The sequence below is a fragment of the Rhodopseudomonas palustris HaA2 genome, assembly GCF_000013365.1.
GTDB lineage: Bacteria > Pseudomonadota > Alphaproteobacteria > Rhizobiales > Xanthobacteraceae > Rhodopseudomonas > Rhodopseudomonas palustris_J.
In genome coordinates, this window is the sequence record NC_007778.1 from 3,217,948 (window position 1) to 3,242,391 (window position 24,444).

Here is a 24,444-nt window from a genome sequence, read left to right on the forward strand (position 1 = left end):
CGGATCACCACACCATAAGACCGCGGCCAATACCATCCGGCGATCCTCGCATCAGCCCGATCAGCACGGCCACCGCCACGGCCGCGACATATCCGTCGAGCCGGTCGAGCAGCCCGCCATGGCCGGGAATGATGTGGCTCGAATCCTTGACGCCGAACCGGCGCTTCACCGCGGATTCGAACAAATCGCCGAGTTGGGAACTAGTTGAAAGAACCGCCGCAAGGATCAGCAGCGGAATGATTTTTCCAAATCCCGACAGTGCGAAAACGAGCCCGACCAGCAGGCTGAGGACAAGGCCGCCAATCGCCCCCGCCCAAGTCTTCTTCGGGCTGACCCGCGGCCATAATTTCGGGCCGCCGATGCTGCGGCCGGCGAAATAGCCGCCGATGTCACTACCCCAGACGATCAGAAAAATCAGGACCAGCGCAGAGAAGCCGTAGTCGGGATCGCGCCGCAGCAGGATCGAGGCGATCAGCGCCAGGGCGGCATAGCCGAGCCCGGAGGTGGTCCAGCGCCGCGGTTGATCGCCCAGCGCCGCCAGCCCGCCGACGCCGAGCGTGGCCGCCAGCACCGCCGGCCCCGGCTTGTCGAATATCAGCCCGAGGCCACAGACCAGCAATGTCAGGCAGCCGATCACCAGCACGCGGAAATCGCGCGCAGCTCCGACGATCGTGAGCCACTCCAGGAAAAGGCCGATGGCGACGGCGGTCACCAGCACGGCCCACGCCCAGCCGCCGAAATATGCAACCGCAATCGCGCCCGGCGCAAGCACGAGGGCGGCGCCGACACGCTGCCAGAAATTGCGGGAGCCCTGCTCGGCTGCCGGCGCTGGCGCCGCGTTGTCCTGGCTCACGCGCGTCACGATCCTGTTTTCGCGGCCAAGCCGCCGAAACGGCGCTCGCGTCGGGCATATTCGGCGATCGCGCCTTCCAGCGCGGCCTTGTCGAAGTCCGGCCAGTGAATGGGCACGAACACCAGTTCACTGTACGCCGCCTGCCACATCAGAAAATTCGACAATCGTTGCTCTCCGCTGGTGCGGATGATCAGGTCGGGATCGGGAATGTCGGGGGCGTCGAGATAGCGGCCCAGCGTCTCGATATCGATCGTCGCCGGATCGCGCTTACCCTCGGCGACCTCGCGCGCCAGCCGCTGCGCGGCGTTGGCGATTTCCTGCCGGGAGCCGTAGTTGAAGGCGACCACGAGGTTCAGCTTGGTGTTGTCGCGGGTCAGTTCCTGGGCCTCGTCGAGCATCGCGCACAGATCGCGCTCGAGGCGGTCGCGCTCGCCGATCACCCGGACGCGAACGCCGTCGCGATGCAGAGAGGCGAGATCGTTGCGGATGAAGCGGCGCAGCAGGCCGAAAAGATCGCCGATCTCGCTCTTCGGCCGGGTCCAGTTCTCCGAACTGAACGAGAAGATCGTCAGATACTGGATGCCGATGTCGTTCGCCGCCCGGACGACGCGGCGAAGCGCCTCGACGCCGCGGCGATGCCCCTCGGCACGCGGCAGGCCGCGGGCTGCGGCCCAGCGGCCGTTGCCGTCCATGATGATCGCGACATGCGCCGGGATGACGGGAGGATCCGACCGGTCAGTCGCGGTGGCGGCAGCTTTCGACATAGGCCAATTCCCGAAGCGTCATCCCGCGAAGACGTACCCGTTCGCTGCCAGAAATATTTCCAGATCAATAAGTTATGACAGCTTCGATCACAAGACTGGATACCGCCATCGTCGCACTAGGCCTGATTCTCTCGTCGCCGCGTATGCAAATTGCCCGACCGCGTTCCGCTGGGGCCTCGCCCCCGGCGCCGCGCGCGGCGGCGCCGAAGCAGAAAATCTAGACGGTCAGGATTTCTTTTTCCTTGCTCGCGAGCAACTGGTCGATCTCGGAAATCGCGCTATCGGTCGCCTTCTGAACTTCCTGATCCAGCCGCTTCTGATCGTCTTCGGAGATCTCGTGAGACTTCTCCAATTTCTTGATCGTATCAAGGCCGTCGCGGCGAACATGGCGGACCGCGACACGGGCGGCCTCGGCGTATTTGTGCGCGACCTTCACCAGTTCCTTGCGGCGATCCTGATTGAGCTCGGGAATCCGCAGCCGCAACACCTGGCCCTCGGTGGCCGGGCTGAGGCCGAGATTGGAGTCGACGATCGCCTTTTCGACCGCCCGGACCATCGACTTGTCCCACACCTGCACCGACAGCAAGCGGGGCTCGGGCACGGTGACGGTGGCGAGCTGATTGAGCGGCATGTGGGTGCCATAGGCATCGACCTGCACGGGCTCCAGCATCGAAGCCGCCGCGCGGCCGGTGCGCAGGCCGCCGAGTTCGTGCTGCAAAGCCTGCGACGCGCCCTGCATCCGGCGCTTCAAATCATTGATGTCGAACTTTTCGGACTGCATGCCAGTCACTCCCTCTCGAATTCTGAATCCTCATCGCGACGCCTCGCGGCACGCGAAACTCAACCCGCGACGACAGTCGCTCGGCCCGCGCCGCCCAGCACGGCGCCGATCGATCCCGGCTCGGCGATGGAAAACACGATGATAGGCAGCGAGGTTTCGCGGGCAAGCGCGAAAGCCGTCGCATCCATGACCTTGTAGCCGCCTGCGAGCGCTTCCGAATGCGTCAGCCGCTCGAACCGCTTCGCATTCGGATCGCGCTTCGGGTCGGCGGTATAGACGCCGTCGACATTGGTGGCTTTCAGCACGGCCCCGGCGTCGATCTCGGCTGCGCGCAACACTGCCGTGGTGTCGGTGGTGAAGAACGGGTTGCCGGTACCGCCCGCGAGCAGCGCGATACCGCCCTCCGCCAGCGTCTGCTGTGCGGCCGCGCGGGTGTACAGATCGCAGACTTCGGGCATCAGCAGTGCGGAGAAGGTTCGGGCGGGCTGGCCGTGGCGCCGCAGCGCTTCACCGAGCGCGAGGCAGTTCATCACCGTCGCCAGCATGCCCATGGTGTCGCCGGTCGGGCGCGACACGCCGCGCGCCGAGACCTCGACGCCACGGAAGATGTTGCCGCCACCGACCACGACGGCGATCTCGACGCCGAGACCGCGGGCTGCGATCAGGTCGCCGGCGACGCGATCGATGGTGGGTTGATCGATGCCGTAATGCTGAGGGCCGGCGAAATACTCGCCCGATAGCTTGACCACCACACGACGATAGATCGGCTCACCCATGATGCGGTCGCGTCCTCGGTGGGTTCGCTCCCGGCCGGAACGGCCGGGAGTTGATCACGTGAAAAGCGATTACTTCTGACCCAATTACTTCTGGCCCGAGACCGCGGCGACTTCCGCCGCGAAGTCCGAGGTCTGCTTCTCGATGCCTTCGCCGAGCGCGTAGCGGACGAAGCCGATGATCTTGATCGGCGCGCCGACCTTGCCCTCGGCTTCCTTCACCGCCTGGCCGACGGCCTTGCCCTTCTCGTCGTGGATGTAGGCCTGCTCCAGCAGACAGACTTCCTTGTAGTAGGTCTTCAGGCCGTTCTCGACGATCTTCTCGATCATGTTTTCCGGCTTGCCCTGCTGGCGATATTTGTCGGCCATCACCTCGCGCTCGCGGCGAACCACGTCCGGATCGAGCCCGGCCGGATCCAGCGCCTGCGGATTGGCGGCGGCGACGTGCATCGCGAGCTGGCGGCCGAGCGCGGCGAGCTCGTCGGTCTTGCCGGTGGATTCCAGCGCGACGATCACGCCCATCTTGCCGGCGCCCTCGATCACCGCACCGTGGACGTAGCTCGCGACCACGCCCTGCGACACTTCCAGCGCAGCGGCGCGGCGAAGGGTCATGTTCTCGCCGATCGTGGCGATCGCATCCGAGATCGCACCGGCGACGGTCGAGGAGCCGACCGGGGCCGCGTTGATCTTGTCGACATCGGCGCCGACCTTGAGCGCGACCTGGGCGATCATCTTGACCAGACCCTGGAACTGCTCGTTGCGCGCGACGAAATCGGTCTCCGAATTGACTTCGATGACGACGCCCTTGGTGCCGTCGGTCAGCGCACCGATCAGGCCTTCCGCGGCGACGCGGCCGGCCTTCTTGGCGGCCTTCGACAAACCCTTCTTGCGCAGCCAGTCGACCGCGGCCTCCATGTTGCCGTCGTTCTCGGCGAGCGCCTGCTTGCAGTCCATCATGCCGACGCCGGTGGTCTCGCGCAGTTCCTTGACCATCGCTGCAGTAATCGTTGCCATGCTCGTAGTCCTTTGCCTGTCAGGGCGCATCGCGTGGCAAGAGCCCGCGGCACGCGATCAGGAATTTCATTGCAGATTTTGACGACGGAACGTTGCGGCCGGACGTCCCGGCCGCAACGGCTCGCGTTATTCCGCCTCGGCGGTCAGCCCCTTGGCCTGGGCGACCCAGCCGTCGACGCGACCCGGCAGACCGACTTCTTCGCCGATCTGATGCGCGGTATCGGCGTTGAGCTCGGCGAGCTGCCAATAGTGGAAAATGCCGAGGTCGTTGAACTTCTTCTCGATGTCGCCGGACACGCCGGCCAGCTTCTTGAGGTCGTCCGGCGTGCCGCGCGGACCCGACAGGCCCTGGAAGCCCGTTGCCTGCGCCGCCGGCAGGTCTTCACGCGGCGGACGCGACGAAGCTCCGATGTCGATACCGGACTCGCCCTGCGCGCGGGAAATGCCGTCGATCACGGCGCGCGCAATCAGATCGCAGTAGAGCGAGATAGCGCGACCGGCGTCGTCATTCCCCGGAACCAGATAGGTGATGCCCTTCGGATCGCAATTGGTATCGACAATCGCCGCCACCGGGATGCCGAGCCGCTGGGCTTCCTGGATCGCGATGTCTTCTTTGTTGGTGTCGATCACGAAGATCAGGTCCGGCAGGCCGCCCATGTCCTTGATGCCACCAAGCGAACGGTCGAGCTTGTCGCGCTCGCGCTGCAGCGTCAGCCGCTCCTTCTTGGTGTAGGCACTGGCGTCGCCCGAATTGAGCACGTCGTCGAGATGGCGCAGCCGCTTGATCGAGCCGGAGATCGTCTTCCAGTTGGTCAGCGTGCCGCCGAGCCAGCGCGAATTGACGAAGTACTGCGCCGACCGCTTGGCGGCATCGGCGACGGCGTCCTGCGCCTGGCGCTTGGTGCCGACGAACAGCACGCGGCCGCCCTTGGCGACGGTGTCGCTGATGGCCTGCAGCGCACGGTGCATCAACGGCACGGTCTGCGCGAGGTCGATGATGTGGATGTTGTTGCGGGCGCCGAAAATGTACTCGGCCATTTTCGGATTCCAGCGATGCGACTGGTGACCGAAATGCACGCCAGCCTCGAGCAGCTGACGCATCGTGAATTCGGGAAGTGCCATAGGTTTATTCTCCGGTTGGTTCCTCCGGAAGCGTGTGAGCAAAGGGCGTGGGGACAGGACGATCCTGCCTTCCGGCCCGGTGCCACCGGACGGCGTTTAGGCCATGCTTCCGTGTGAGATGGCGCGGGTTATAGCCGGATTCCCCGATAACGCAAGGCAAAGCGCCTCAATCTCCGCGCCCGTCACCTCCGGTCCGGCGCGCCCCGCGCTTGAACCTTTGCCGGGACGCAGGCGTCTCATCTTCGATGCGTGACCCGTCTCACGTTGAAACGCTTCGTCCAGGTTCAGACTTGCATCCGCTCCATTCGAGTCCAGGGGGAAGTCATGAAGAAGCTGTTGGCGCTCGCAGCGCTGATGCTGGCAAGCACTGTGGCCCAGGCCGGCGAAACCTATTCGTTCGACATTGGCGGACGCACGATCCGGATCGAGAAGCCGCGGGATTGCGATGAGGCGTCCTGCGTGTCGGTCTCGATTCCCGGAATTTATGAATCCGGGCCGAAGCGCGCCAAACGCTCCCGCGACGATCAGGACGACGCGGACGACGACCTGCGCAACAACCGAAAGCCGGTTCAGGAAAAGCCGGTTCAGGAGACCCGGAAGCCGCTCACCCAGCCGGAACCGACCAGCCCCACCAAGGACACCATGGAACCGGCACGCGCTGCGCCCACGCCCCCGGTTCCTGCCACCACCGCAAGTCGGCCGGCGGACCCGGCGCCTACGCCGGCGACGGATCGCGCCCCCGAGACGGCTGCCGCCGCCGGCCCAGCGTCGACGGTGAGCCCGCAGACGAAATCGCCCGCCCCGGTGGTGGCAGCCGTGCCGCCGTCAGTTCCGGCGCAGAACCAGGCGGCGCCGGCCCCCGACAAGCCGTCGCCGCTCGGCATCTGGCTGACCGAAGAGAAGGAAGGCAAGATCCGGATCGAGCCGTGCGGCGAGCATCTGTGCGGCTATTCGGTCAACGCCAAGTCGAACCAGAACGGCGAGAAGATCCTCATCAACATGAAATCCGGCGGCGACAACAAATGGAGCGGCCGGATCTACGATCCGAAAAGCGGCAGCCGGTACGATTCCACGATTGCCCTGCGGGGCCCGGACCGGCTGAAGGTGCAGGGTTGTGCCTTCGGCGGCATGTTCTGCGGAGGCCAGACATGGACTCGCGTGGAATGACAGATGCTTGGCTTGTGATCCTCAACTGAGGCCGAAGGCGCTGCGCGTCGCCTCCGCGTCGCTTGCGCAGCGTTTCAACGGGTCCCGTCAAACAGATGGATTCACGGCATAATCGGCATCGGAGACGGGTTCCATCCAGGTTGCGAAGCTGCCATCGAGCGCTTCCTGCATGGCGATATGGGTCATGCCGTTGGTCGGCGACGCGCCATGCCAGTGCTTCTCACCGGGCGGTATCCAGACCACGTCGCCGGCCTTGATCTCGCGGACCGGCCCGCCCTCGGTCTGGATCCGGCCGAGCCCCGTCACGACGTACAGCGTCTGGCCGAGCGGATGGGTGTGCCAGGCCGTTCGCGCCCCCGGTTCGAACGCGACGCGGGTCGCCGCCAGCCGCGCCGGGGCCGGCGCGGAGACGATCGGGTCCTGCCAGACCGTCCCGGTAAAATAGTCTTTCGGCGCCCGCTGGGTCGGACGCGAACCGGCTACGAAAATATCCATGTCTGCCCCTCTGCGGTTTGGTTACGCCTTGCCGGCCTTCTCCTTGAACGCGGCGTAGCGGGCCTTGGTTTCGGCGTTCATCGGATACAGCCCCGGCAGGACCGCGCCGTTGTTGACCTCCTCGACGATCCAGCCTTCCATCCGCTCCTGCTCCGGACCTTCGGCCAACACATGGTCGAGCAGCGCCTGCGGGATCAGCACCACGCCGTCCTGGTCGGCGACGATGATGTCCTTCGGGAACACGGCGACGCCGCCGCAGGCGATCGGCTCGCCCCAGCCGACGAAGGTGAGACCGGCGACGGACGGCGGCGCGGCGGCGCCGTTGCACCACACCGGCAGCCCGGTCCCGAGCACGCCTTCCAGATCGCGCACCACGCCGTCGGTGACCAGCGCCGTCATGCCGCGCTTCACCATCCGCGCGCACAGGATGTCGCCGAACACGCCGGCGTCGCTGACGCCCATCGCATCGATCACCGCGATGCAGCCTTCCGGCATCGCCTCGATCGCGGCGCGCGTCGAGATCGGCGAGGCCCAGGACTCGGGCGTCGCCAGATCCTCGCGCGCCGGCACGAAGCGCAGCGTGAACGCCTCGCCGACCAGCCGCTCCTGACCCGGCCGCAACGGCCGCGCGCCGCGCAGCCAGACATTCCGCAGCCCCTTCTTCAACAACACCGTGGTGATGGTCGCGGTCGAAACACGCGCGAGGGTCGCAATGGCGTCGGGGGTCAGTGACATGGACACGCAGCTCCTTGAGAGATTGGCGCCGCATCTTGCTGGCGCGCCCTCGGACGTCAAGCGGCACGCCGCGCTCGGCAGCCCTTCGCAGAACGACTGATCATCACACCTTATCGCCTGTCCCGGCAGGGTGTTATCGCCGACGCAACGCGTCGGAAGTGATTTTCACGCGCGTGGAAAACAGGCTATGGCTGAGCTCGCACTGATGAGATCGCAGGAACATGGCGCTCACTCCTCCACGTATGCTGCCGAGCGGCGACGCCGCGATCACCGTCGATTTCGGCCGCGAGATCAGCACCGAAGCCAATCAGCGCGTACTCGCGCTCGACGGCCTGTTGGAGCGACAGCCGATCGCCGGCGTGCGCGAGACGGTGCCGACCTATCGCTCGCTACTCGTCCACTACGACCCCGAGCAGATCGGCTTCGCGGCCCTCGCCGACCGCTTGACGACATTGGCGCAGACGCAAGTGGAAACGGAATCGACGACGAAGCGGCACTGGCGGATTCCGGTGTGCTACGGCGGCGAACACGGCATCGATCTCGACGACGCGGCGGCCACGCTGCAGATCTCGCCGGACGATCTCGTCGCGCGTCACGCCGCGGGTGCGTATCGCGTCGCGATGATCGGCTTCACGCCGGGCTGGTCGTATCTGTCCGGCCTCGATCCGGCACTGGCGATCCCGCGGCGACAGGCGCCCCGCCTACTGACACCCGCAGGCACGATCTCGATCGGCGGCGTGCAGACCGGGGTGCAATGCCTGCCCGGCCCGAGCGGCTGGCATCTGCTGGGACGCACGCCGGTGCGGACTTATCAGTTGCATCGCGATCCGGTCTTCCTGCTGGAGCCGGGCGATACGATCAGCTTCAGCCGGATCGACGCCAAGGAATTCGCCGAACAGGATCGCGCCGCCGAACACGGCGAAGTCGTCGCCGAGTTGTCGGCGTCATGAGCAAGCTTCTAATCGACAATGTCGGCCCGGCGACCTCCGTGCAGGACGCGGGACGCCACGGCGCGCAGCGCTACGGTCTGACGCCGAGCGGCGCGATGGATCGTCTGTCGCTGGCTGCCGCGAACGTGCTGGTCGGCAACGATGCGTTCGCCGCCGCGGTCGAATTGGGGCCGCTCGGCGCAACGCTCACCGCGCACGACGGCGCGGTGCGGCTGGCCCTGACAGGCGCGGAGCGCTCCGCCACGATCGGCGACCGCGCGATCGCACTCAACGAGTCCTTCCTGCTCGCCGACGGCGAGACATTGACGCTCGGAATCGCGCGCAGCCAGGTGTTCAGCTATCTGGCGATCGCTGGCGGCATCGATGGCGAGCCGATGTTCGGCAGTCTCGCGGTCAATGCCCGCGCCGGCCTCGGCAGTCCCTACCCGCGGCCGCTGCAATCCGGCGACGCCATCCCGGCCGCGTCGGCAGTCGTTGCGCCCGAACGTCGCCTCGATCTGCCGACACCGCCCGACGGGCCGATCCGCGTCGTGCTCGGCCCGCAGGACGACGAATTCGGCGATGCCGTCGCGACCTTCCTCGACAGCGCGTGGAAAGTGTCGGCGACCAGCGACCGGATGGGCTATCGCCTCGAAGGTCCGGAGATCCGCCATCTGCACGGCCACAACATCGTCTCCGACGGCACTGTCGACGGCAGCATCCAGGTTCCCGGCAATGGCCAGCCGATCGTGCTGATGCCCGATCGCGGCACCAGCGGCGGCTATCCGAAAATTGCCACCGTGATCACCGCCGATCTCGGTCGGCTCGCGCAGCTTCAGCCCGGGCGGCCGTTTCGTTTCAGATCGGTGAGCATGGAGGAGGCGCAGGCCGAATATCGCGCAATGGCCGGGCTGATCCGCGCCCTGCCCGACCGGATCGCGGACGCGCAGCATATGACGCTCGACCTCGACGCGCTGCTGACGGCCAACGTGGCGGGCGCGGCCACCAACGCGCTCGAAATCTGAGATCGTTTCAAGAGGATGTGAGATGAAGATCGATCTGAACTGCGACCTTGGTGAAGGTTTCGGCGCATGGAGCATGGGCGACGACGCGGCAATGATGCGCATCGCTACCAGCGTCAACGTCGCCTGCGGCTTTCATGCCGGCGATCCGGACATCATGCACAAGACGGTCGCGATGGCGAAGGCGCATGGCGTTGCGATCGGGGCGCATCCGGGCTTTCGCGATCTGCACGGCTTCGGCCGCCGCCCGGTGCCGGGCATCACCGCGGCCGAAATCGAAAACCTCGTGGCCTATCAGATCGGCGCGCTGCAGGCGGTCGCATCGCTGGCGGGACACAAGGTCACGCATGTGAAGGCGCACGGCGCGCTGTCGAACGTCGCCTGCCAGGACGACATGACCGCGCGCGCCATCGCTGCTGCGATCAAGGCGGTCGATCCAAAACTGATCTTCGTGGTGCTGGCGAATTCGAAACTGGTCGACGCCGGCGAGGCCGCCGGCCTGGCGATGGTCCACGAGGTGTTCGCCGATCGCGCCTATGAGGACGACGGCAATCTGGTGTCGCGCCGCAAGCCCGGCGCCGTGCTGCACGATCCGGCCGTCATCGCCGAACGGGTGTTGCGGATGGCGCAGGACGGCGCCGTGGTGTCGATGACCGGCAAGGTCATCAAGATGCGCACCGACACCGTGTGCATTCACGGCGACACCGCCGGCGCCGTCGACATCGCACGCGGCGTCAGGACGGCGCTCGAGGCCAACGGCATCACGGTCGCGCCATTCGCCCGATCGTGATGCGGGTCTGCTACTCGCCGAGCAGGCTCAGCAGTTCGGTAGTCAAGGCGCCGTCGGAGCCGGCCAGTTCGTCCAGCATCGAAAAGTGATGATGCCCGGGCAGCGTCCGTGACCGGATCGGCAGTCCGAAGCGGCTCGCGACCTCGGCGTAGTCCGCGGATTGCCGCCGCAACTCGGGCAATTCGTCGCCGCCTACCACGAGACATTGCGGCGCCGCGCCGGCATGGATGCGGCGAAGCGGGCTCAGTTGTTCGATTTCCCGCCGGTCCAGTCGCAGCAGATCGTTGAGATAGCACAGCGCGATCGGCTCCAGATCAAAGATGCCGCTGATGCACAGCGCACCGCTGACCATTGGACGGGCGCTGGCCACCGATGCCAGATGTCCGCCGGCGGACCAGCCACCGACGACGACCCGTCGCCGGTCGAAGTCGAACCCGCCGGTATCGGCGACGAGAAAATCCAGCGCCGCGTCGATCTCGCCGACGATCTCGGACAATCGCGCGGCCGGCGCCAGCGTGTAGCCGACCACCGCGACATCGACGCCACGCGCATTCGGCCCGTCGGCCACAAAGGAGAACATCTCCTTGCTGTTGCGCTGCCAATAGCCGCCGTGCAGGAACACCAGCAACGGCGCGCCGGAAACGCCGGCGGCGAAGTAGTCGAGCGACGTCCGCTCCTTGTCGCCGTAAGCGAGATCCAGCCGGGCGTGCGGGGCGGCGCGCCGGACAGCGCTACGTGCGCGCCACTGCTCCAGCCAGTTCGGACTATCGGCGACGGCCTCGCTGTTGTTGTAGGCCGCGTCCAGCGTCGCGCGATCCATGCCGCGAAAGATCGCCGTCGTCGTGTCGTGCGCAGTTGCGGTCAATTCAGGAATCCGCCGTTGCCGCGACCCGCCGTCCGCCGCCGATATGGCTGGTCAATCGCTTCGTCACGTCGCGACGCAGGGTGTTGAACTCCAGCGATGCGACGTCGCGCGGACGCGGCAGGTCGATGTCGACCTCGCAGTCGATCCGGCCGGGCCCGGCCGTCATCATCACCACCCGATCCGCGAGCAGCACCGCCTCCTCCACCGAATGGGTCACGAAGATCACCGTCAGCCGCGTGGTGCGCCACAGCTCGATCAATTCCTCCTGCAGCGTGCTGCGGGTCAGCGCGTCGAGCGCGCCGAAGGGTTCGTCCATCAGCAGGATGTCGGCGTCGTTCGCCAGCACCCGCGCGATCGCGACGCGCTGTTTCATGCCGCCGGACAATTGATGCGGATAGCGATCGGCGAAGTCGGTCAGCCCGACCATCGCCATGAATTTCTCGGTGAGCTTGGCGACTTCCTTCGGCGCGATCCGGCGATGGCTCGGTCCGAAGCCGATATTCTCCTGCACCGTGAGCCATGGGAACAGCGCGTAGTCCTGAAACACCATGCCGCGATCGGGACCCGGTCCGTCCACCTTGCAGCCGTAGACCGCGACCGACCCTTCGGTCGCGGTCTCGAACCCGGCGACGATCCGCAGCAAGGTCGATTTACCGCAGCCCGACGCGCCGAGCAGACAGATGAACTCGCCCTTTCGCACCGTCAGATTGGCGCCCCGCAGCGCCATCACCGGACCGTTCGAGGCCTCGTAGATCTTGTTGAGGTCGCTGACCTCGAGGATCACGGGCGGCGGCCCGCTTCTGGTCGTTGATTCAAGCATGATGCTGCGGACTCCAGCGAAGGAAGTAATTGCTGAGCGCCACCAGAATGCGATCGGAGAGGAATCCGGTGATGCCGATGATGATCATGCCGGTGATGACGAGGTCGGTGCGCGACAGCGTGCGGCCGTCCATGATGACCGCGCCGAGCCCTTCCGGCACGCCGGTCATCTCGCCGACCACGATCAGGATCCAGGCGAAGGAAGCGCCCAACCGCAGGCCGTTGAAGATGCTGGGCAACGCCGCCGGCAGCACCACCGCGCGGAACAATTGCGGGCCGCGGCAGCCCAGCATGCCGGCCGCCTCGAACAGCCGGGCATCGACGGATTTCACCCCGAAAATCGTGTTCAGCAGGATCGGATAGAACGCGCCGAGGAACACCAGGAACACCGCCGATTTCGGACCGAGCCCGAAGAAGATCATCGACAGCGGCAGCCACGCGGTGACCGGGATCGGCCGCAACAGCGACAGCGTCGGATCGAGCATCGCGCGCAGCAGCGGAATCCGGCCGATCATCAGCCCCAGTGGGATGCCGACCAGCGCGGCCAGGAAGAAGCCGCCATAGACCCGCTGCACCGATTTCCAGAAATGGATCGGCAGGCTGCCGCTATAGGCATCGTCGTAGATTCCGCCGAAGGCGAAATCCCACATCATCACCGCGACGCCGGACGGCGGCGGCACCAGCCGCGTGCCGGTCCAGCGCACCAGCACGTCCCACAACAGCAGCAGGCCGAACGGCACCACGACGGCAAGTGCGATGCTGCGCAGCCTCACGGCGAAAGAGCGGCCGCGCATCCGCGGTTGGGTCCGGCCGGCCGCGACCGGAGCCGCGGCGACCGGCGTCGTCGCTCCGGCTCCGCCGAGATCAGGCCGGGAGATCGCGCCGTCGAGACTCATCGCGGAGCTCACGACGCCGAGATCGCTTTGACGAAGCTGGGGTCGATGAAGGTCTTGTAGTCCGGGAGCTGCCGGATCTGCTTCTTCGCCAGCATTTGCGCGCCGTAGTATTGCGCCTGCTTCAGGAACAGATCATCGATGTTCCAGGTCAGCTCGACATTCGGCGCCGCCTGTTCGATCGACGGCTTCTGCTGTCCGAGCTTCTGCATCGCCATCGCGATGAAGGCGTCGCGATCGCCCATGGCGAATTCGCTGGCCTTGCGGTGGATCTTCAGCAGCGTGCGGATCAGTTCGGGATCCTTCTCGATCAGTTCGCGGCGCGTGCTCAGCACCATGTTCAGCGAACCGGTCGGAGTCGAATACGGGTATTCGACGATCTTGCCGACGCCGTTGGCGAGGCTGATGCCGGCCGCCGGTTCGGCTCCGACATAGGCGTCGATGTCGCCGCGCGCGAGCGCCGGCGCCATGTCGCTGAACGAAACCCGAACCGCTTCGACGTCCTTGATGGTCATGCCTTCGGCGCTCAGCCGGTCGAGGATCACCACCTCCTGGGTCGATCCCGGCCAGATCGCAACCTTCTTGCCCTTGAGGTCCTTGATGCCGCCGATCCCGGAATTCTTGCCGGCGACCACGGCCATGCCACGGTTGCAGGCGGCTGCAACCACCACCACCGGCTCACCATTGGCGCCGCCCAGCGTCGCCGCCGCCAGGCCGAAGATGCCGAGATCGACCGAGCCGGTGACAACGGCATTCTTGCCGTCGGTCGGGCTTTCGAACGGGATCACCTCGATCTTGAAGCCGGCCGGCGCGAACTTTTCATAGAAGTACGGCGTGATGCCGTGGATCAGCTTCAGCGTCCCGATCTTGATGACGCGTTCGTCCGCGAACGCCCTGAAGCCCGTCGAGGCGAGCGCAGTCGCGGTGGCCGCGAGGCGAATGAAATTCCGTCGGGTTGTGGTCGGCATGGCGATCCTCGCTGCTGCAGTTCCGGCAAGCAACTGTAGGTGCGACGCAACAACTTCAGAAATTTATTGTTTATATCGATTTGATAAGCTGGCTTAATAGAACGATGCTCGCTCCTCTCGATCTTCGTCTGCTGCAGACCTTCATCGTCCTGGTTCAGACCGGTAGTTTCTCGGAAACCTCGCGCCGGCTGGGACGCACCCAGCCAGCCGTCAGCTTGCAGCTCAACCGGCTGCAGGACGCGACCGGCGCGCCGCTGTTCACCAAGGTCGGCCGCAAACTGGTGCTGACCAATCATGGCGAACTCGTTCTCGGCTATGCCCGGACCATCATGGGCCTGCAGGACGAGCTGCGCTCCCGCCTCGCCGCGCCGAAGCTCGACGGCATGGTGGTGCTCGGCATGCCGGATCTGTATGCGGCCTACCTGCTGCCGGGGATCCTGGCCGACTTCCGCAGCGCCTATCCCAACGTGAATGTCGAGCTGAAATGCGCGCTGTCGAGCAAGCTGATGGCCTCGGTCGAGCGCGCCGAGATCGATCTGGCGATCGTCACCGGAATGCCTGCCTTCAAGGTCGGCGAGCTGGTGGCGCAGGAAGAGCTGGTCTGGGTGACGTCGGAGCGCGGCTCCGTCCACCTCGAGAATCCGGTGCCGCTCGCGATGCTGCCGCCCGGCAACATCTTTCGCGATTTCGGCCTCGCGGCGCTGGAGAGCATCGGCCGGACCTGGCGGCTGCGCTGCATCAGCGAAAGCATCGGCGGCATTCAGGCGGCCGTGTTTGCGGGAATCGCGGTCAGCGTGGTGGGGAAGAGTTCGGTGCTCCCGGGCATGCGCACATTGGGCCGCGGCGACACCTTTCCGGCGCTGCCCAAGGTCGATCTGGTGATGTACCGCTCGGCCCGCCGCGCCAATCCGGCGGCGGAGGCGCTGGCCGGCGTGATCGTCCGACACTTCGCCAATTCCGCGCTGGCACCTTCAGCGCGCTTCGTCCGCACCCAGGCCGGCAGCGGGTCGCACGATTAGTTCGAGCGATCACAGCAACCGGAGATGCGGCGTGCCGAAGGCGACGGCTGCGATCAGACCGATGGCGGCGCCGAGCACGATCAGGTCGGCATTGAGCAGGAGGCTCGGCCACGTCCGGGCGTGGCTGGCAGTGTGTGTGATTGCCGGATTCTGCTGGCGCATCATTTGACTCCCAAGCTCGCCATGGAACAAGAAAGCCTGATCTCGCCGATCCGCAAGACGGCCCGCCAAATAACAACGCCAATGCCATCCGGATCCTGGAACCGGGAAAGATTCCCTCTTTTGGAACCGACTGGACGGAAATTGTTCTCGGTCCATCCCGCCGGAACCGCCTTGTCAGCGCCGCCGAAGGGGTTTAGCTCGGGGCGATCAATCACACAGTTGGAACCGATGCAGCAGGCGGCCGCGCCAAAAATCAGTTTTGTCTCGCTGGGATGCCCCAAGGCGCTGGTGGATTCCGAGCGGATCATCACCCGGCTGCGCGCCGAGGGCTACGAGCTCGCGCGCCAGCATGACGGCGCCGATCTGGTCATCGTCAACACCTGCGGCTTCCTCGACAGCGCCAAGCAGGAATCGCTCGCCGCGATCGGCGAAGCGATGGCTGCGAACGGCAAGGTGATCGTCACCGGCTGCATGGGCGCCGAGCCGGAGCAGATCGAGGCCGCCTACCCCGGCGTGCTGTCGATCACCGGCCCGCAGCAATATGAGAGCGTGCTCGACGCGGTGCATCGCGCCAAGCCGGCACTGCACAACCCGCATCTCGATCTCGTACCCGAGCAGGGCATCCGGCTGACGCCGCGGCATTACGCGTATTTGAAGATTTCAGAAGGCTGCAACAACCGCTGCAGCTTCTGCATCATCCCGAAGCTGCGCGGCGATCTGGCGTCGCGCTCCGCCGCCGACGTGCTGCGCGAGGCCGAGAAGCTGGTCGCCGCCGGCGTCAAGGAACTGCTGGTGATCTCGCAGGACACTTCGGCCTATGGTGTCGATCTGAAATACGCCGAGAGCCCTTGGAAGGACCGCAGCGTCCGCGCCAAATTCATCGATCTGGCGCGCGAACTCGGCGAGCTCGGCGCCTGGGTCCGGCTGCACTACGTCTACCCCTATCCGCATGTCGACGAAGTGATCGGCCTGATGACCGAGGGCAAGGTGCTGCCCTATCTCGACATCCCGTTCCAGCACGCCAGCCCCGACGTGCTCAAGCTGATGAAGCGCCCGGCCGCGCAGGACAAGACGCTGGAGCGCATCAAGCGCTGGCGCGCGCAATGCCCGGACCTGGCGCTCAGATCGACCTTCATCGTCGGCTTCCCCGGCGAGACCGAGCGCGACTTCGAATTCCTGCTCGACTGGCTCGACGAAGCCGAGATCGATCGCCTCGGCGCGTTCAAATACGAGCCGGTCGCCGGCGCGCCGTCAAATGCGCTCGAAGGTCAGGTGCCGGACGAGGTCAAGCAGGAGCGCTGGAATCGGCTGATGGCGCGGCAGCAGGCGATCTCGGCGCGGCGGCTGAAGCGCAAGGTCGGCACGCGGCAGCAGATCATCATCGACGAGATCGGCCCGACCGTCGCCAAAGGCCGCTCCAAGGCCGATGCGCCGGAGATCGATGGCAGCGTGTATCTGACCAGCCGCCGCCCGCTCCGCGTCGGCGAAATCGTCACCGCCAAGATCGACCGCGCCGACGCCTACGATCTGCACGGGACGGTGGCGGGGTTCTGAGCGTCTCGGCCTCAACGTAATTCACGTCATCCTGAGGCGCCGTCGCGCAGCGACGGCCTCGAAGGATGGGCCGCGCGTGCGTTTACCAGCATCCTTCGAGGCTCGCCCTGCGGGCGAGCGCCTCAGGATGACGGCGCCGCGTAGCGACTACGGCTTCAGAATCGACGCCCCGGTCGTCACACGCCCTTCCAGATCGATATGCGCCTTGGCGGCGTCCTTCAGCGCGTAGGCGTGGTTGATCGGGACGTGCAGCTTGCCCTCGATCACCGCCGAGAACAGCGTGTCGGCGCCTTCCATCAGCTCCTTGCGGGTGCTGACATAGTCGTTGAGCTTCGGCCGCGTCGCGAACAGCGAGCCGTGGTTGTTGAGCTCGGCCAGCGCGAATGGCGGCACCGGGCCCGAGGCGTTGCCGAACGAGACGAACAGCCCGCGCGGCTTGATACAGGACAGCGACCCCGGGAACGTGGTCTTGCCGACGCCGTCATAAACCACGTCGCAGAGCTCGTTGCGGCTGATCTGCTTCACCCGCGCGACGAAATCCTCCTCGTTGTAGAGGATGACGTGATCGCAGCCATTGGCGAGCGCGAGATCGGCCTTGGCCTTGGAGCCGACGGTGCCGATGACGTGCGCGCCGAGCGCCCGCGCCCATTGGCAGGCGAGCAATCCGATGCCGCCGGCGGCGGCGTGGATCAGCACGCGGTGACCCGGCTCGACCTTGAAGGTCTTGTGCAGCAGGTACCACACCGTCAGTCCCTTGAGCATCAGCACCGCGCCCTGCTCATAGGTGATGTGATCCGGCAGCTTCACCAGCTTGGCGGCTTCGATGTTGCGCTCGGTGGCGTAGCCGCCGAGATTCGAATAATATGCGACGCGATCGCCGGGGTGAAAATTGGTGACGTGCGGCCCGACCGCGATCACCTCGCCCGCCGCTTCATTGCCAGCGATGAACGGCATCGTCGGCGCCTTGTACAGGCCGGTGCGGAAGTACACGTCGATGAAGTTCAGGCCGACGGCGTGCTGGCGGATGCGGACTTCACCATCGCCGGGCGGCGCCAGTTCGATGGCCTCGTAGACCAACGCCTCCGGACCGCCCACCTGATGCACCCGCACCGCTTTCGTCATCATCGCCCCCTTAGGAATTTACGCAAGCCAACCGAAGGCCATCCTCGCCGCGTTGTCAACCGACCGCGCCGGACCGCGCCGCAAACAAGCGATGGGCCGCGTCGGCAACCGCGATGTAAACGGCAATCGCGCACAAGACGATCGTGACCGCGGCCGGAACCTCGAAGTGCCGCATGATCGCGTAGACCGCAAGCGCCGCCCAGATCACGATCAGCGTCAGATTGAATGCGCGAAACCGCGCGACCCGCACGGGATGCAGCACGTTGATCGGCACGAAGGTGAGCACGATCAACGCGGCGATCCCGAGACTGGCAGGGATCGGCGACGGGTGCAGCAAGAACAGGTAGAACGCCGCCGCATTCCACAGAGCCGGAAAGCCGCGGAAGTGATTGTCGGCGGTCTTCATCCGGCGATCGGCGAAATACAGCGCCGAACTGATGACGATGCCGACGCCGAGAACGGGAGCAGCGATCGGCATCAGCAGGCCGCTCGCGGTGATCGCATAGGCCGGCACGAAGACGTAAGTAACGAAATCGACCACCAGATCGAGCACGTCGCCGTCCCATTTCGGCAGTCGCCGGCGGACGTCGAACCGCCGCGCCAATGGTCCGTCGATCGCGTCGATCAGCAATGCGAGCCCGAGCCAGCCGAACATCGCCGCCCAATGTTCGCGGACGGCCTCCAGCAGCGCCAGCAGGGCGATGCCGACGCCCGCGGCGGTCAGCAAATGCACCGAAAAGGCGGCCATGCGCTTGGCGCGCGAAAGCGGGGGGGATTGCGGCTGGTCCAGGGGAGACATCAGTCCCTGCATATCAGGTCCGGGCCGGCTTTGCACCGGATCGCACCGGGCTCGCCGGACGACACGCCGGGAACGTTAATGTTTCAGAGCGGGCTTGAAATCGGCGCGGCGACTGACGATTGTCTTGCCATGACACAGAGCCTGCTCGAGCCCAACAGTTACGACGTCATCGTGGTCGGCGGCGGCCCCGCCGGTCTCGCGGCCGCGATCGCGGTCGCCGAGACCGGGGCGCTGACCGCCCTGATCGCCCGCAAGGTGCCATACGCGGACAACCGCACCACGGCGCTGCTCGGCGATTCCATCGACCTGCTGGAAAAACTCGACGTCTGGCGCCGCTGTGCCGGCAAGGCCGCCGCGCTGCGGACGATGCGGCTGGTCGACGACACCCATCGGCTGATCCGGGCGCCGGAGGTGCGGTTCGCATCCGACGAGATCGGCATGGATGCGTTCGGCTTCAATATCGAGAACCGCAATCTGATGGTCGCGCTGGAAGAGCGCGCCGCGGAGGTCGCCAATCTCGACCGGTTCGACGACGAGGCCGAATCGGTGGCTCCCGGCGATGAGGCCGCCGTGGTCCGGACCCGTCAGGGCCATACCTTGTCGGCCGCGCTCGTGATCGGCGCCGATGGCCGCACCTCGCAATGCCGGCAAGCCGCCGGCATCACGGTCAGCAGCCGCGCGCTCAACCAGTCGGCGCTGACCTTCAACGTCGCGACCGCGCGGCCGCACCACAACGTCTCGACCGAATTCCACACCCCCGAGGGGCCCTGCGTGTTCGTGCCCCTGCCCGGCCGACGCATGAGCATCGTCTGGGTCGCCGCGCCGAAGGAGGCGCAACGGCTGATGGCGCTCGGCGACGACGAACTCGCTGCGGCCGCCGAAAAGCAGTCGCATTCGATCGTCGGCCGCCTCAGCGTCGAGCCCGGCCGCAACCTGTTTCCGCTGGCCATTGAAAAGCCCAGCGCCTACGGCCGGCGCCGCATCGTGCTGGTCGGCGAAGCCGCGCACGTGGTGCCGCCGATCGGGGCCCAGGGCCTCAACATGGGGTTGCGCGACGCCGGCGACATCGCCGGGATCGTCGAGGATGCCATGGCGCGCGACCAGGATCCCGGCAGCGATACTGTGATCGCGCGGTTCGGCCGGGCCCGCGGCGCCGACGTGGCGAGCCGCACCTTCGCGATCGACATCGCCAACCGCACGCTGCTGAGCGATCTGTTGCCGGCGCAGGCGGCGCGCGCGGTCGGGATGCAATTGATCGGTTCGGTCGGACCGCTGCGGCGTCTGGCGATGCGCGAAGGCCTGTCTCCGTTCTGGCGGTCGCTGTAGAGCATGATCCCGAAAAGTGGCGACCGGTTTTCGGATCAGATCATGCTCAGGAAGATGTTCACGATAACGGCAGCTGTCCGGTCCTGATCAGCCACATCACCGTCGTCAGCGTCACCACCGAGACGAAGGTGCCGATCAGCACGGCGACAGACGCCGGCTCGACCCAGGTGTTGTACTGCCGGGCGATCACGAAGACGTTGAGCGCCGGCGGAAGCGACGCCATCAGCACCGCGGTGGCGGCCCATTCCAGCGTGAACGGCCCGCATGCCAGCATCAGGCCGAACACGATCAGCGGATGCAGCAGCAGCTTGACCGCGACGATGCCCGGAATCTCCCACGGGACCCGGCCGAACGGACGCAGCGCCACCGTCACGCCGAGCGTGAACAGCGCCACCGGCGCGGCGGCGTTCTGCAAGAACTGCAGCGTGTTATCGACCGCAGTTGGCACCTGCACGTGGAAGGCAGCTGCGGCAGCGCCGCAATAGGCCGCGACGATCAACGGATGCAGCACGATCTCGCGCACCACGTGGACGATGGTCGGCAGCAGCGGCCGGCGCTCGCCGGCGGTCAGCGCCATTGCCAACGGCACGATCGAAAACAGAAAGATGCTGTCGAAGCAGAAGATCAGCGCCACCGGCACCGCGGCTTTGGGTCCCAATACGGCGAGCGCCAGTCCCGGGCCCATATAGCCGATATTGCCGTAGCCACCCGCGAGGCTCGCCATCGTCGTTTCGCGCAGCGACAGGCCGCCGACGGTGCGGCCGATCAAGCCGGAAATGAAGAACGCGCACGCCGTGCCGAATGTGGTCGCCAGCACGAATGGCAGGTTGTTGAGTTCCTCGAACGGCGTCTTCGACATGATCCGGAAGAACAGCGCCGGCAGCGACACGTAGAGCAGGAAGAAGTTCATCCAGGCGAGGCCGTTTTCCGGCAGGCGCTTCAGCCGGCCGCAGGCGAAGCCGACGAAGATCAGCCCGAAATACGGAAGCGCGAGGTTCAGAATGTCGATCATTCAGGACTGCTGAGGAAGGCCGGCGGCGGGGATGATCGACCGGTAAAGGGGAGATGGACGCGGCGCGCCGGCGAGCGGAAAGCCGGGTTTCGCACTAGCATCGGCCGCAATCCTGGTCTATGCGACTCGGATGATCAAGACGAGAACCGCCAAGTTCCAGATCGGCCAGATCGTCCGCCACCGGATTTTTTCGTTCCGCGGGGTGGTGTTCGACATTGATCCGGAATTCAACAACACCGAAGAATGGTGGCTGTCGATCCCCGAAGAGGTTCGTCCGCACAAGGATCAGCCGTTCTATCACCTGCTCGCCGAGAACGCCGATTCTGAATACGTCGCCTATGTTTCGGAACAGAACCTTCTGCCGGACGATTCCGGCGAGCCGATCCGGCATTCGCAAGTCGCCGAAATCTTCGTCAAGGACAAGGCCGGCGGCTACCGTCCGCGCAATCCGTCGTTGAACTAGGTCGGCGGGTTTCCGCGTCGTCCATCGACGGCTCAGGAACGCTCGCCACAAACGGTCGATAGACAAAGGGCGCCCACCGGGGCGCCCTTTTCGTTCAGCGGAATATCGGACGTTACTTCGCTGCCGGATTGGCGCCCGCCGGGGCCTGGGCCTCGAGCTTCTTGCGCTGTTCTTCGGCACGCTTCTGCAGTTCTTCCTGCAGCTTCTTCTGGGTTTCCTCGAACTGCTTCGGGTCGGTCGGCGGGCCGTCATAGGCCTTGGCGAACGATCCGCCGGTCTCCTGCAGCGGCAGCGGCAGCGTCAGCGGTGCGCCGTTGGAATTGATCGCCTGGACGACCAGATTCTGGCCCTTCTTCATGCTGGCGAGCAGTTCCGGGGTCGCTTCGTAATCGGACATGCAGCCGTTGGCGAAGCAGATCACATAAGGGCTCTGCTGCGGCGCGTTGCTGTCGACGATGATGCGGGTGCCGTGAACGAGCTGCATGCCGAGCGGCAGCGTGACGCGCAAGATCTTCTTCGGCTCGCCTTCCGGCTCGATGATCACCGCCGCGATCACCGGCTGGCCGGACTCGATGCGGCCGTCCTTGCCGGTGAAGCAGACCTGCTTGGCGTTGGCGTCCTGGCCCTTGAGGCAGAATTTGGTCCACGGCGCATAGATCAGCTGAACCTGCTGCTGCTCCTGCTGCGGCGCAGCGGCGGGCGCCTGCGCGGCGGGCCCGGCCTTCGGCGCCGCTTTCGGGGGAGCCTTCGGCGCCGGAGCCGCCTTCGGGGCGGCCGGCTGCTGCTGCGGGGCCTGCGCTTGCGCTGCGGACGCGACGGTCAGGGCGGCCACAGCCGCCGCCGTGAGCAGAACGAATGCCCGCCCGCGCGGCCCGGCCGTCGCGACCAAGTTGCAAGACTTCATTGCGGAAAACCCTTTCTGAAACGGTCGCACACCCCACCGCGACGCGCGGAGCTGACATCTGGCCGTTTGGCCGGTCTCTCGGTGCCAATTGAGGCAGTTACGTGACGGGCCGGTCAGGCGTCGTCGAGTGATCGCCTTCAATACATCGGCGCACGAAAAGATCAATGGCGACAATCATCCGCGGCCCGTTCGATCGCTCCCTTGTGGTAAAGATCCACGGTGGACCGAACCGAATCAGATCGCCGATTCGCGCCCCGCGCGGGCCTGCTCGCAGGCGCGCTGGCGATCGCCACCGCCGTCGGCCTTGCCATCCCGGTCAACCACGCGGCGATGGCCGGAACGGAGCTCGCGGCGAAGCCGGCCTATGCGTTGGCGATGCATGGCGATCCCGCCCTGCCCGCCGAGTTCAAGGCAATGCCCTATGCCGACCCCGACGCGCCCAAAGGCGGCCGGCTGGTGGAGGGCCTGCTCGGCACTTTCGACAGCCTCAATCCGTTCATCGTCAAGGGCATCGCCGTGCAGCGGATGCGCGGCTATGTGGTCGAAAGCCTGATGGCGCGCGGCAATGACGAGCCGTTCACCCTGTACGGCCTGCTGGCGCAATCGATCGAGACCAACGACGCCCGCAGCTACGTCACCTTCCGCATCGATCCGCGAGCCCGGTTCTCCGACGGCAAGCCGGTGCAGGCCGAAGACGTGCTGTTCTCCTGGCAATTGCTGCGCGACAAGGGGCGCCCCAATCATCGGCAGTACTACGCCAAGGTGGCGCGCGCGAAGGCCCTTGATCCCCTCACGATCCGCTTCGATTTCGACGATGTGCAGGATCGCGAACTGCCGCTGATCCTCGGCTTGATGCCGGTCTTTCCGAAGCACGCCGTCAATGCCGACACGTTCGAGGAGACATCGCTGTCGCCGCCGATCGGATCAGGTCCCTATCGCGTCACCGAGGTGAAGGCCGGCGCCAGCGTGACGCTGACGCGCAACCCGGACTATTGGGGCCGCGATCTCCCGGTCAATCGCGGCTTGTGGAACTTCGACGAAATCCGGATCGATTATTTCCGGGAGGCAAATTCGCATTTCGAAGCCTTCAAGCGCGGGCTTTACGACTATCGCGTCGAGACCGAGCCGCTACGCTGGCACGATGGCTACGACTTTCCGGCCGCGAAGAGCGGCAATGTGATCCGCGACGCCTTCAGGACCGGGATGCCGCAGCCGAGCGAGGTGCTGGTCTTCAACACGCGGCGGCCGGTGTTCGCCGATATCCGCGTCCGCGAGGCGCTGCTGCAACTGTTCGATTTCGCCTGGATCAACCGCAACTACTTCTTCGATTTGTACGCCCGCGCCGGCGGCTTCTTCGCCGGCTCGGAGCTTTCCGCCTATGGCCGACCGGCAGGCCCCGGCGAATTGAAGCTGCTGGCGCCGTATCTGTCGCGGCTGCGGCCCGAGTTCCTCGATGGCAGCTACCGCCTGCCTGTCAGCGACGCGTCGGGCCGCGACCGCACCACGCTGCGACGCGCCCTGTCGCAACTGGCGGAGGCGGGGTACGAACTCGACGGCACGGTGCTGCGCCGACGCGACAACCACCAGCCGCTGACATTCGAAATTCTGGTGACCACGCGGGATCAGGAGCGCATCGCACTGGCGTTCGCGCGCGACGTCAAACGGGTCGGTGTTCAGGCCTCGGTCCGCGTGGTCGACGCGGTGCAGTTCGACCAGCGCCGGATCGCGTTCGATTTCGATATGATCCCGAACCGCTGGGACCAGTCGCTGTCTCCGGGCAACGAACAGTATTTTTATTGGGGCGCGGAGGCCGCCGACACCCAGGGCACCCGCAACTACATGGGCGTCAAGGATCCCGCGGTCGACGCCATGATCGCGGCGATGATCGGCGCGCGGGAGCATCCGCAATTCGTCGATTCGGTGCGCGCGCTCGACCGGGTTCTGACCTCGGGTGTCTACGTGATCCCGCTCTACAACATTCAGGAACAATGGATCGCAAGATGGAATCGGATAGAACGGCCGAAAGCAAATGCCCTGACCGGCTACCTGCCCGAAACCTGGTGGGCGAGGCCATCGACGCAGCAAAGGTGATC

General features: G+C 65.8%; 27 protein-coding genes. 9 read left to right on the forward strand and 18 right to left on the reverse strand.

The genetic code is table 11. The features are described from left to right. Nucleotides 1–4 precede the first annotated feature (4 nt). From RPB_RS14220 to RPB_RS14245, 6 genes are all read right to left on the reverse strand, one after another. A complete protein-coding gene (locus tag RPB_RS14220) occupies nucleotides 5–853 on the reverse strand; it encodes a phosphatidate cytidylyltransferase (RefSeq protein WP_011441710.1) in 849 nt (282 codons plus the stop codon). Between the two features lie 5 nt (nucleotides 854–858). Next, nucleotides 859–1,617, reverse strand: coding sequence for an isoprenyl transferase (locus RPB_RS14225; RefSeq protein WP_011441711.1), 759 nt, complete (start codon nucleotides 1,615–1,617; stop codon nucleotides 859–861). A gap of 217 nt (nucleotides 1,618–1,834) precedes the next feature. Further along, complete coding sequence (gene frr, locus RPB_RS14230) at nucleotides 1,835–2,398, reverse strand: ribosome recycling factor (RefSeq protein ID WP_011441712.1); 564 nt, start codon at nucleotides 2,396–2,398, stop codon at nucleotides 1,835–1,837. Between the two features lie 59 nt (nucleotides 2,399–2,457). After that, complete coding sequence (pyrH, locus tag RPB_RS14235) at nucleotides 2,458–3,174, reverse strand: UMP kinase (protein WP_011441713.1); 717 nt, start codon at nucleotides 3,172–3,174, stop codon at nucleotides 2,458–2,460. Nucleotides 3,175–3,258: 84 nt separating this feature from the next. Further along, nucleotides 3,259–4,185, reverse strand: a complete 927-nt coding sequence (gene tsf / locus RPB_RS14240; RefSeq protein ID WP_011441714.1) for a translation elongation factor Ts — start codon at nucleotides 4,183–4,185, stop codon at nucleotides 3,259–3,261. 126 nt (nucleotides 4,186–4,311) lie between these two features. Next, complete coding sequence (locus RPB_RS14245; RefSeq protein ID WP_011441715.1) at nucleotides 4,312–5,307, reverse strand: 30S ribosomal protein S2; 996 nt, start codon at nucleotides 5,305–5,307, stop codon at nucleotides 4,312–4,314. Between the two features lie 324 nt (nucleotides 5,308–5,631). On the opposite strand from RPB_RS14245, the gene RPB_RS14250 reads away from it, so the two are divergent. Beyond that, complete coding sequence (locus tag RPB_RS14250) at nucleotides 5,632–6,474, forward strand: DUF2147 domain-containing protein (protein ID WP_011441716.1); 843 nt, start codon at nucleotides 5,632–5,634, stop codon at nucleotides 6,472–6,474. Nucleotides 6,475–6,561: 87 nt separating this feature from the next. Here the strand turns inward: RPB_RS14250 and RPB_RS14255 are convergent, their stop codons facing one another. Both RPB_RS14255 and RPB_RS14260 read right to left on the reverse strand, forming a co-directional pair. After that, nucleotides 6,562–6,969: a (R)-mandelonitrile lyase gene (locus tag RPB_RS14255; protein ID WP_011441717.1), complete on the reverse strand. Its 408-nt coding sequence runs from the start codon at nucleotides 6,967–6,969 to the stop codon at nucleotides 6,562–6,564. A gap of 21 nt (nucleotides 6,970–6,990) precedes the next feature. Further along, nucleotides 6,991–7,704 (reverse strand): ribonuclease activity regulator RraA, encoded by a 714-nt coding sequence (locus tag RPB_RS14260; RefSeq protein WP_011441718.1) that lies wholly within the window; start codon nucleotides 7,702–7,704, stop codon nucleotides 6,991–6,993. A 221-nt stretch (nucleotides 7,705–7,925) separates the two neighbouring features. On the opposite strand from RPB_RS14260, the gene pxpB reads away from it, so the two are divergent. The 3 genes from pxpB to RPB_RS14275 are packed head-to-tail and all read left to right on the forward strand — an operon-like array spanning nucleotide 7,926 to nucleotide 10,445. After that, on the forward strand, nucleotides 7,926–8,654 hold the full coding sequence (gene pxpB / locus RPB_RS14265) for a 5-oxoprolinase subunit PxpB (RefSeq protein WP_011441719.1): 729 nt from the start codon (nucleotides 7,926–7,928) through the stop codon (nucleotides 8,652–8,654). Further along, entirely contained in the window at nucleotides 8,651–9,658 is a 1,008-nt protein-coding gene (locus RPB_RS14270; protein ID WP_011441720.1) for a biotin-dependent carboxyltransferase family protein, read from the forward strand. Before pxpB ends, RPB_RS14270 begins: the two co-directional genes overlap by 4 nt. Nucleotides 9,659–9,680: 22 nt before the next feature. Then, on the forward strand, nucleotides 9,681–10,445 hold the full coding sequence (locus tag RPB_RS14275; protein WP_011441721.1) for a LamB/YcsF family protein: 765 nt from the start codon (nucleotides 9,681–9,683) through the stop codon (nucleotides 10,443–10,445). A gap of 10 nt (nucleotides 10,446–10,455) precedes the next feature. Here RPB_RS14275 and RPB_RS14280 read toward each other — a convergent pair whose 3' ends face one another. The 4 genes from RPB_RS14280 to RPB_RS14295 all read right to left on the reverse strand — a co-directional run bounded on the left by RPB_RS14280 (nucleotide 10,456) and on the right by RPB_RS14295 (nucleotide 13,990). Then, on the reverse strand, nucleotides 10,456–11,265 hold the full coding sequence (locus RPB_RS14280; RefSeq protein WP_080507866.1) for an alpha/beta hydrolase fold domain-containing protein: 810 nt from the start codon (nucleotides 11,263–11,265) through the stop codon (nucleotides 10,456–10,458). Nucleotides 11,266–11,311: 46 nt separating this feature from the next. Further along, nucleotides 11,312–12,130: an ABC transporter ATP-binding protein gene (locus tag RPB_RS14285; RefSeq protein WP_011441723.1), complete on the reverse strand. Its 819-nt coding sequence runs from the start codon at nucleotides 12,128–12,130 to the stop codon at nucleotides 11,312–11,314. Further along, nucleotides 12,123–12,923: an ABC transporter permease gene (locus RPB_RS14290; protein WP_011441724.1), complete on the reverse strand. Its 801-nt coding sequence runs from the start codon at nucleotides 12,921–12,923 to the stop codon at nucleotides 12,123–12,125. Before RPB_RS14290 ends, RPB_RS14285 begins: the two co-directional genes overlap by 8 nt. A 110-nt stretch (nucleotides 12,924–13,033) precedes the next feature. Further along, on the reverse strand, nucleotides 13,034–13,990 hold the full coding sequence (locus RPB_RS14295; RefSeq protein ID WP_011441725.1) for an ABC transporter substrate-binding protein: 957 nt from the start codon (nucleotides 13,988–13,990) through the stop codon (nucleotides 13,034–13,036). 104 nt (nucleotides 13,991–14,094) lie between these two features. On the opposite strand from RPB_RS14295, the gene RPB_RS14300 reads away from it, so the two are divergent. After that, entirely contained in the window at nucleotides 14,095–15,009 is a 915-nt protein-coding gene (locus tag RPB_RS14300) for a LysR substrate-binding domain-containing protein (RefSeq protein WP_011441726.1), read from the forward strand. A 9-nt stretch (nucleotides 15,010–15,018) separates the two neighbouring features. On the opposite strand, the gene RPB_RS24600 is transcribed toward RPB_RS14300, so the two are convergent. Both RPB_RS24600 and RPB_RS24890 read right to left on the reverse strand, forming a co-directional pair. After that, entirely contained in the window at nucleotides 15,019–15,171 is a 153-nt protein-coding gene (locus RPB_RS24600; RefSeq protein WP_157038826.1) for a hypothetical protein, read from the reverse strand. Beyond that, nucleotides 15,171–15,479 carry a hypothetical protein gene (locus tag RPB_RS24890; protein WP_198135196.1) on the reverse strand — a complete coding sequence of 103 codons (309 nt, stop codon included), beginning with the start codon at nucleotides 15,477–15,479 and terminating at the stop codon, nucleotides 15,171–15,173. The genes RPB_RS24600 and RPB_RS24890 overlap by 1 nt, the downstream gene beginning before the upstream one ends. Between RPB_RS24890 and rimO the strand changes: the two genes are divergently transcribed. Beyond that, nucleotides 15,400–16,725: a 30S ribosomal protein S12 methylthiotransferase RimO gene (gene rimO / locus RPB_RS14305; RefSeq protein WP_011441727.1), complete on the forward strand. Its 1,326-nt coding sequence runs from the start codon at nucleotides 15,400–15,402 to the stop codon at nucleotides 16,723–16,725. The genes RPB_RS24890 and rimO overlap by 80 nt on opposite strands. 147 nt (nucleotides 16,726–16,872) lie before the next feature. Here rimO and RPB_RS14310 read toward each other — a convergent pair whose 3' ends face one another. Both RPB_RS14310 and pcsA read right to left on the reverse strand, forming a co-directional pair. Continuing rightward, nucleotides 16,873–17,847: a quinone oxidoreductase family protein gene (locus RPB_RS14310; protein ID WP_011441728.1), complete on the reverse strand. Its 975-nt coding sequence runs from the start codon at nucleotides 17,845–17,847 to the stop codon at nucleotides 16,873–16,875. A gap of 55 nt (nucleotides 17,848–17,902) precedes the next feature. Further along, nucleotides 17,903–18,646: a phosphatidylcholine synthase gene (pcsA, locus tag RPB_RS14315; protein ID WP_011441729.1), complete on the reverse strand. Its 744-nt coding sequence runs from the start codon at nucleotides 18,644–18,646 to the stop codon at nucleotides 17,903–17,905. A gap of 129 nt (nucleotides 18,647–18,775) precedes the next feature. On the opposite strand from pcsA, the gene RPB_RS14320 reads away from it, so the two are divergent. After that, nucleotides 18,776–19,972 carry a UbiH/UbiF family hydroxylase gene (locus tag RPB_RS14320; protein WP_041798258.1) on the forward strand — a complete coding sequence of 399 codons (1,197 nt, stop codon included), beginning with the start codon at nucleotides 18,776–18,778 and terminating at the stop codon, nucleotides 19,970–19,972. 58 nt (nucleotides 19,973–20,030) lie between these two features. Here the strand turns inward: RPB_RS14320 and RPB_RS14325 are convergent, their stop codons facing one another. Continuing rightward, complete coding sequence (locus RPB_RS14325) at nucleotides 20,031–20,984, reverse strand: AEC family transporter (protein WP_011441731.1); 954 nt, start codon at nucleotides 20,982–20,984, stop codon at nucleotides 20,031–20,033. Nucleotides 20,985–21,114: 130 nt separating this feature from the next. Between RPB_RS14325 and hspQ the strand changes: the two genes are divergently transcribed. Continuing rightward, entirely contained in the window at nucleotides 21,115–21,447 is a 333-nt protein-coding gene (gene hspQ / locus RPB_RS14330) for a heat shock protein HspQ (protein ID WP_011441732.1), read from the forward strand. Between the two features lie 112 nt (nucleotides 21,448–21,559). Here the strand turns inward: hspQ and RPB_RS14335 are convergent, their stop codons facing one another. Then, a complete protein-coding gene (locus RPB_RS14335; RefSeq protein WP_011441733.1) occupies nucleotides 21,560–22,351 on the reverse strand; it encodes an invasion associated locus B family protein in 792 nt (263 codons plus the stop codon). A gap of 330 nt (nucleotides 22,352–22,681) precedes the next feature. Here RPB_RS14335 and RPB_RS14340 point away from each other — a divergent pair, with 330 nt between their 5' ends. Further along, on the forward strand, nucleotides 22,682–24,442 hold the full coding sequence (locus tag RPB_RS14340) for an extracellular solute-binding protein (RefSeq protein WP_198135180.1): 1,761 nt from the start codon (nucleotides 22,682–22,684) through the stop codon (nucleotides 24,440–24,442). The last annotated feature ends 2 nt before the right edge of the window (nucleotides 24,443–24,444 follow it).

Bases quoted from the DNA above. Each gene is read 5' to 3' on its own strand.
- RPB_RS14285 (WP_011441723.1), bottom strand. From the start codon at position 12,130: ATGCTTGAATCAACGACCAGAAGCGGGCCGCCGCCCGTGATCCTCGAG.
- RPB_RS14320 (WP_041798258.1), top strand. From the start codon at position 18,776: ATGACACAGAGCCTGCTCGAGCCCAACAGTTACGACGTCATCGTGGTC.
- RPB_RS14290 (WP_011441724.1), bottom strand. From the start codon at position 12,923: ATGCGCGGCCGCTCTTTCGCCGTGAGGCTGCGCAGCATCGCACTTGCC.
- RPB_RS14280 (WP_080507866.1), bottom strand. From the start codon at position 11,265: ATGGATCGCGCGACGCTGGACGCGGCCTACAACAACAGCGAGGCCGTC.
- RPB_RS14260 (WP_011441718.1), bottom strand. From the start codon at position 7,704: ATGTCACTGACCCCCGACGCCATTGCGACCCTCGCGCGTGTTTCGACC.
- RPB_RS14340 (WP_198135180.1), top strand. From the start codon at position 22,682: ATGGCCGGAACGGAGCTCGCGGCGAAGCCGGCCTATGCGTTGGCGATG.
- RPB_RS14270 (WP_011441720.1), top strand. From the start codon at position 8,651: ATGAGCAAGCTTCTAATCGACAATGTCGGCCCGGCGACCTCCGTGCAG.
- RPB_RS14275 (WP_011441721.1), top strand. From the start codon at position 9,681: ATGAAGATCGATCTGAACTGCGACCTTGGTGAAGGTTTCGGCGCATGG.
- pyrH (WP_011441713.1), bottom strand. From the start codon at position 3,174: ATGGGTGAGCCGATCTATCGTCGTGTGGTGGTCAAGCTATCGGGCGAG.
- frr (WP_011441712.1), bottom strand. From the start codon at position 2,398: ATGCAGTCCGAAAAGTTCGACATCAATGATTTGAAGCGCCGGATGCAG.
- tsf (WP_011441714.1), bottom strand. From the start codon at position 4,185: ATGGCAACGATTACTGCAGCGATGGTCAAGGAACTGCGCGAGACCACC.
- RPB_RS24890 (WP_198135196.1), bottom strand. From the start codon at position 15,479: ATGATCCGCTCGGAATCCACCAGCGCCTTGGGGCATCCCAGCGAGACA.
- RPB_RS14300 (WP_011441726.1), top strand. From the start codon at position 14,095: ATGCTCGCTCCTCTCGATCTTCGTCTGCTGCAGACCTTCATCGTCCTG.
- RPB_RS14250 (WP_011441716.1), top strand. From the start codon at position 5,632: ATGAAGAAGCTGTTGGCGCTCGCAGCGCTGATGCTGGCAAGCACTGTG.
- RPB_RS14225 (WP_011441711.1), bottom strand. From the start codon at position 1,617: ATGTCGAAAGCTGCCGCCACCGCGACTGACCGGTCGGATCCTCCCGTC.
- RPB_RS14255 (WP_011441717.1), bottom strand. From the start codon at position 6,969: ATGGATATTTTCGTAGCCGGTTCGCGTCCGACCCAGCGGGCGCCGAAA.
- RPB_RS14295 (WP_011441725.1), bottom strand. From the start codon at position 13,990: ATGCCGACCACAACCCGACGGAATTTCATTCGCCTCGCGGCCACCGCG.
- RPB_RS14310 (WP_011441728.1), bottom strand. From the start codon at position 17,847: ATGACGAAAGCGGTGCGGGTGCATCAGGTGGGCGGTCCGGAGGCGTTG.
- pxpB (WP_011441719.1), top strand. From the start codon at position 7,926: ATGGCGCTCACTCCTCCACGTATGCTGCCGAGCGGCGACGCCGCGATC.
- hspQ (WP_011441732.1), top strand. From the start codon at position 21,115: ATGATCAAGACGAGAACCGCCAAGTTCCAGATCGGCCAGATCGTCCGC.
- RPB_RS14335 (WP_011441733.1), bottom strand. From the start codon at position 22,351: ATGAAGTCTTGCAACTTGGTCGCGACGGCCGGGCCGCGCGGGCGGGCA.
- RPB_RS14245 (WP_011441715.1), bottom strand. From the start codon at position 5,307: ATGGCACTTCCCGAATTCACGATGCGTCAGCTGCTCGAGGCTGGCGTG.
- pcsA (WP_011441729.1), bottom strand. From the start codon at position 18,646: ATGTCTCCCCTGGACCAGCCGCAATCCCCCCCGCTTTCGCGCGCCAAG.
- rimO (WP_011441727.1), top strand. From the start codon at position 15,400: ATGCAGCAGGCGGCCGCGCCAAAAATCAGTTTTGTCTCGCTGGGATGC.
- RPB_RS24600 (WP_157038826.1), bottom strand. From the start codon at position 15,171: ATGCGCCAGCAGAATCCGGCAATCACACACACTGCCAGCCACGCCCGG.
- RPB_RS14325 (WP_011441731.1), bottom strand. From the start codon at position 20,984: ATGATCGACATTCTGAACCTCGCGCTTCCGTATTTCGGGCTGATCTTC.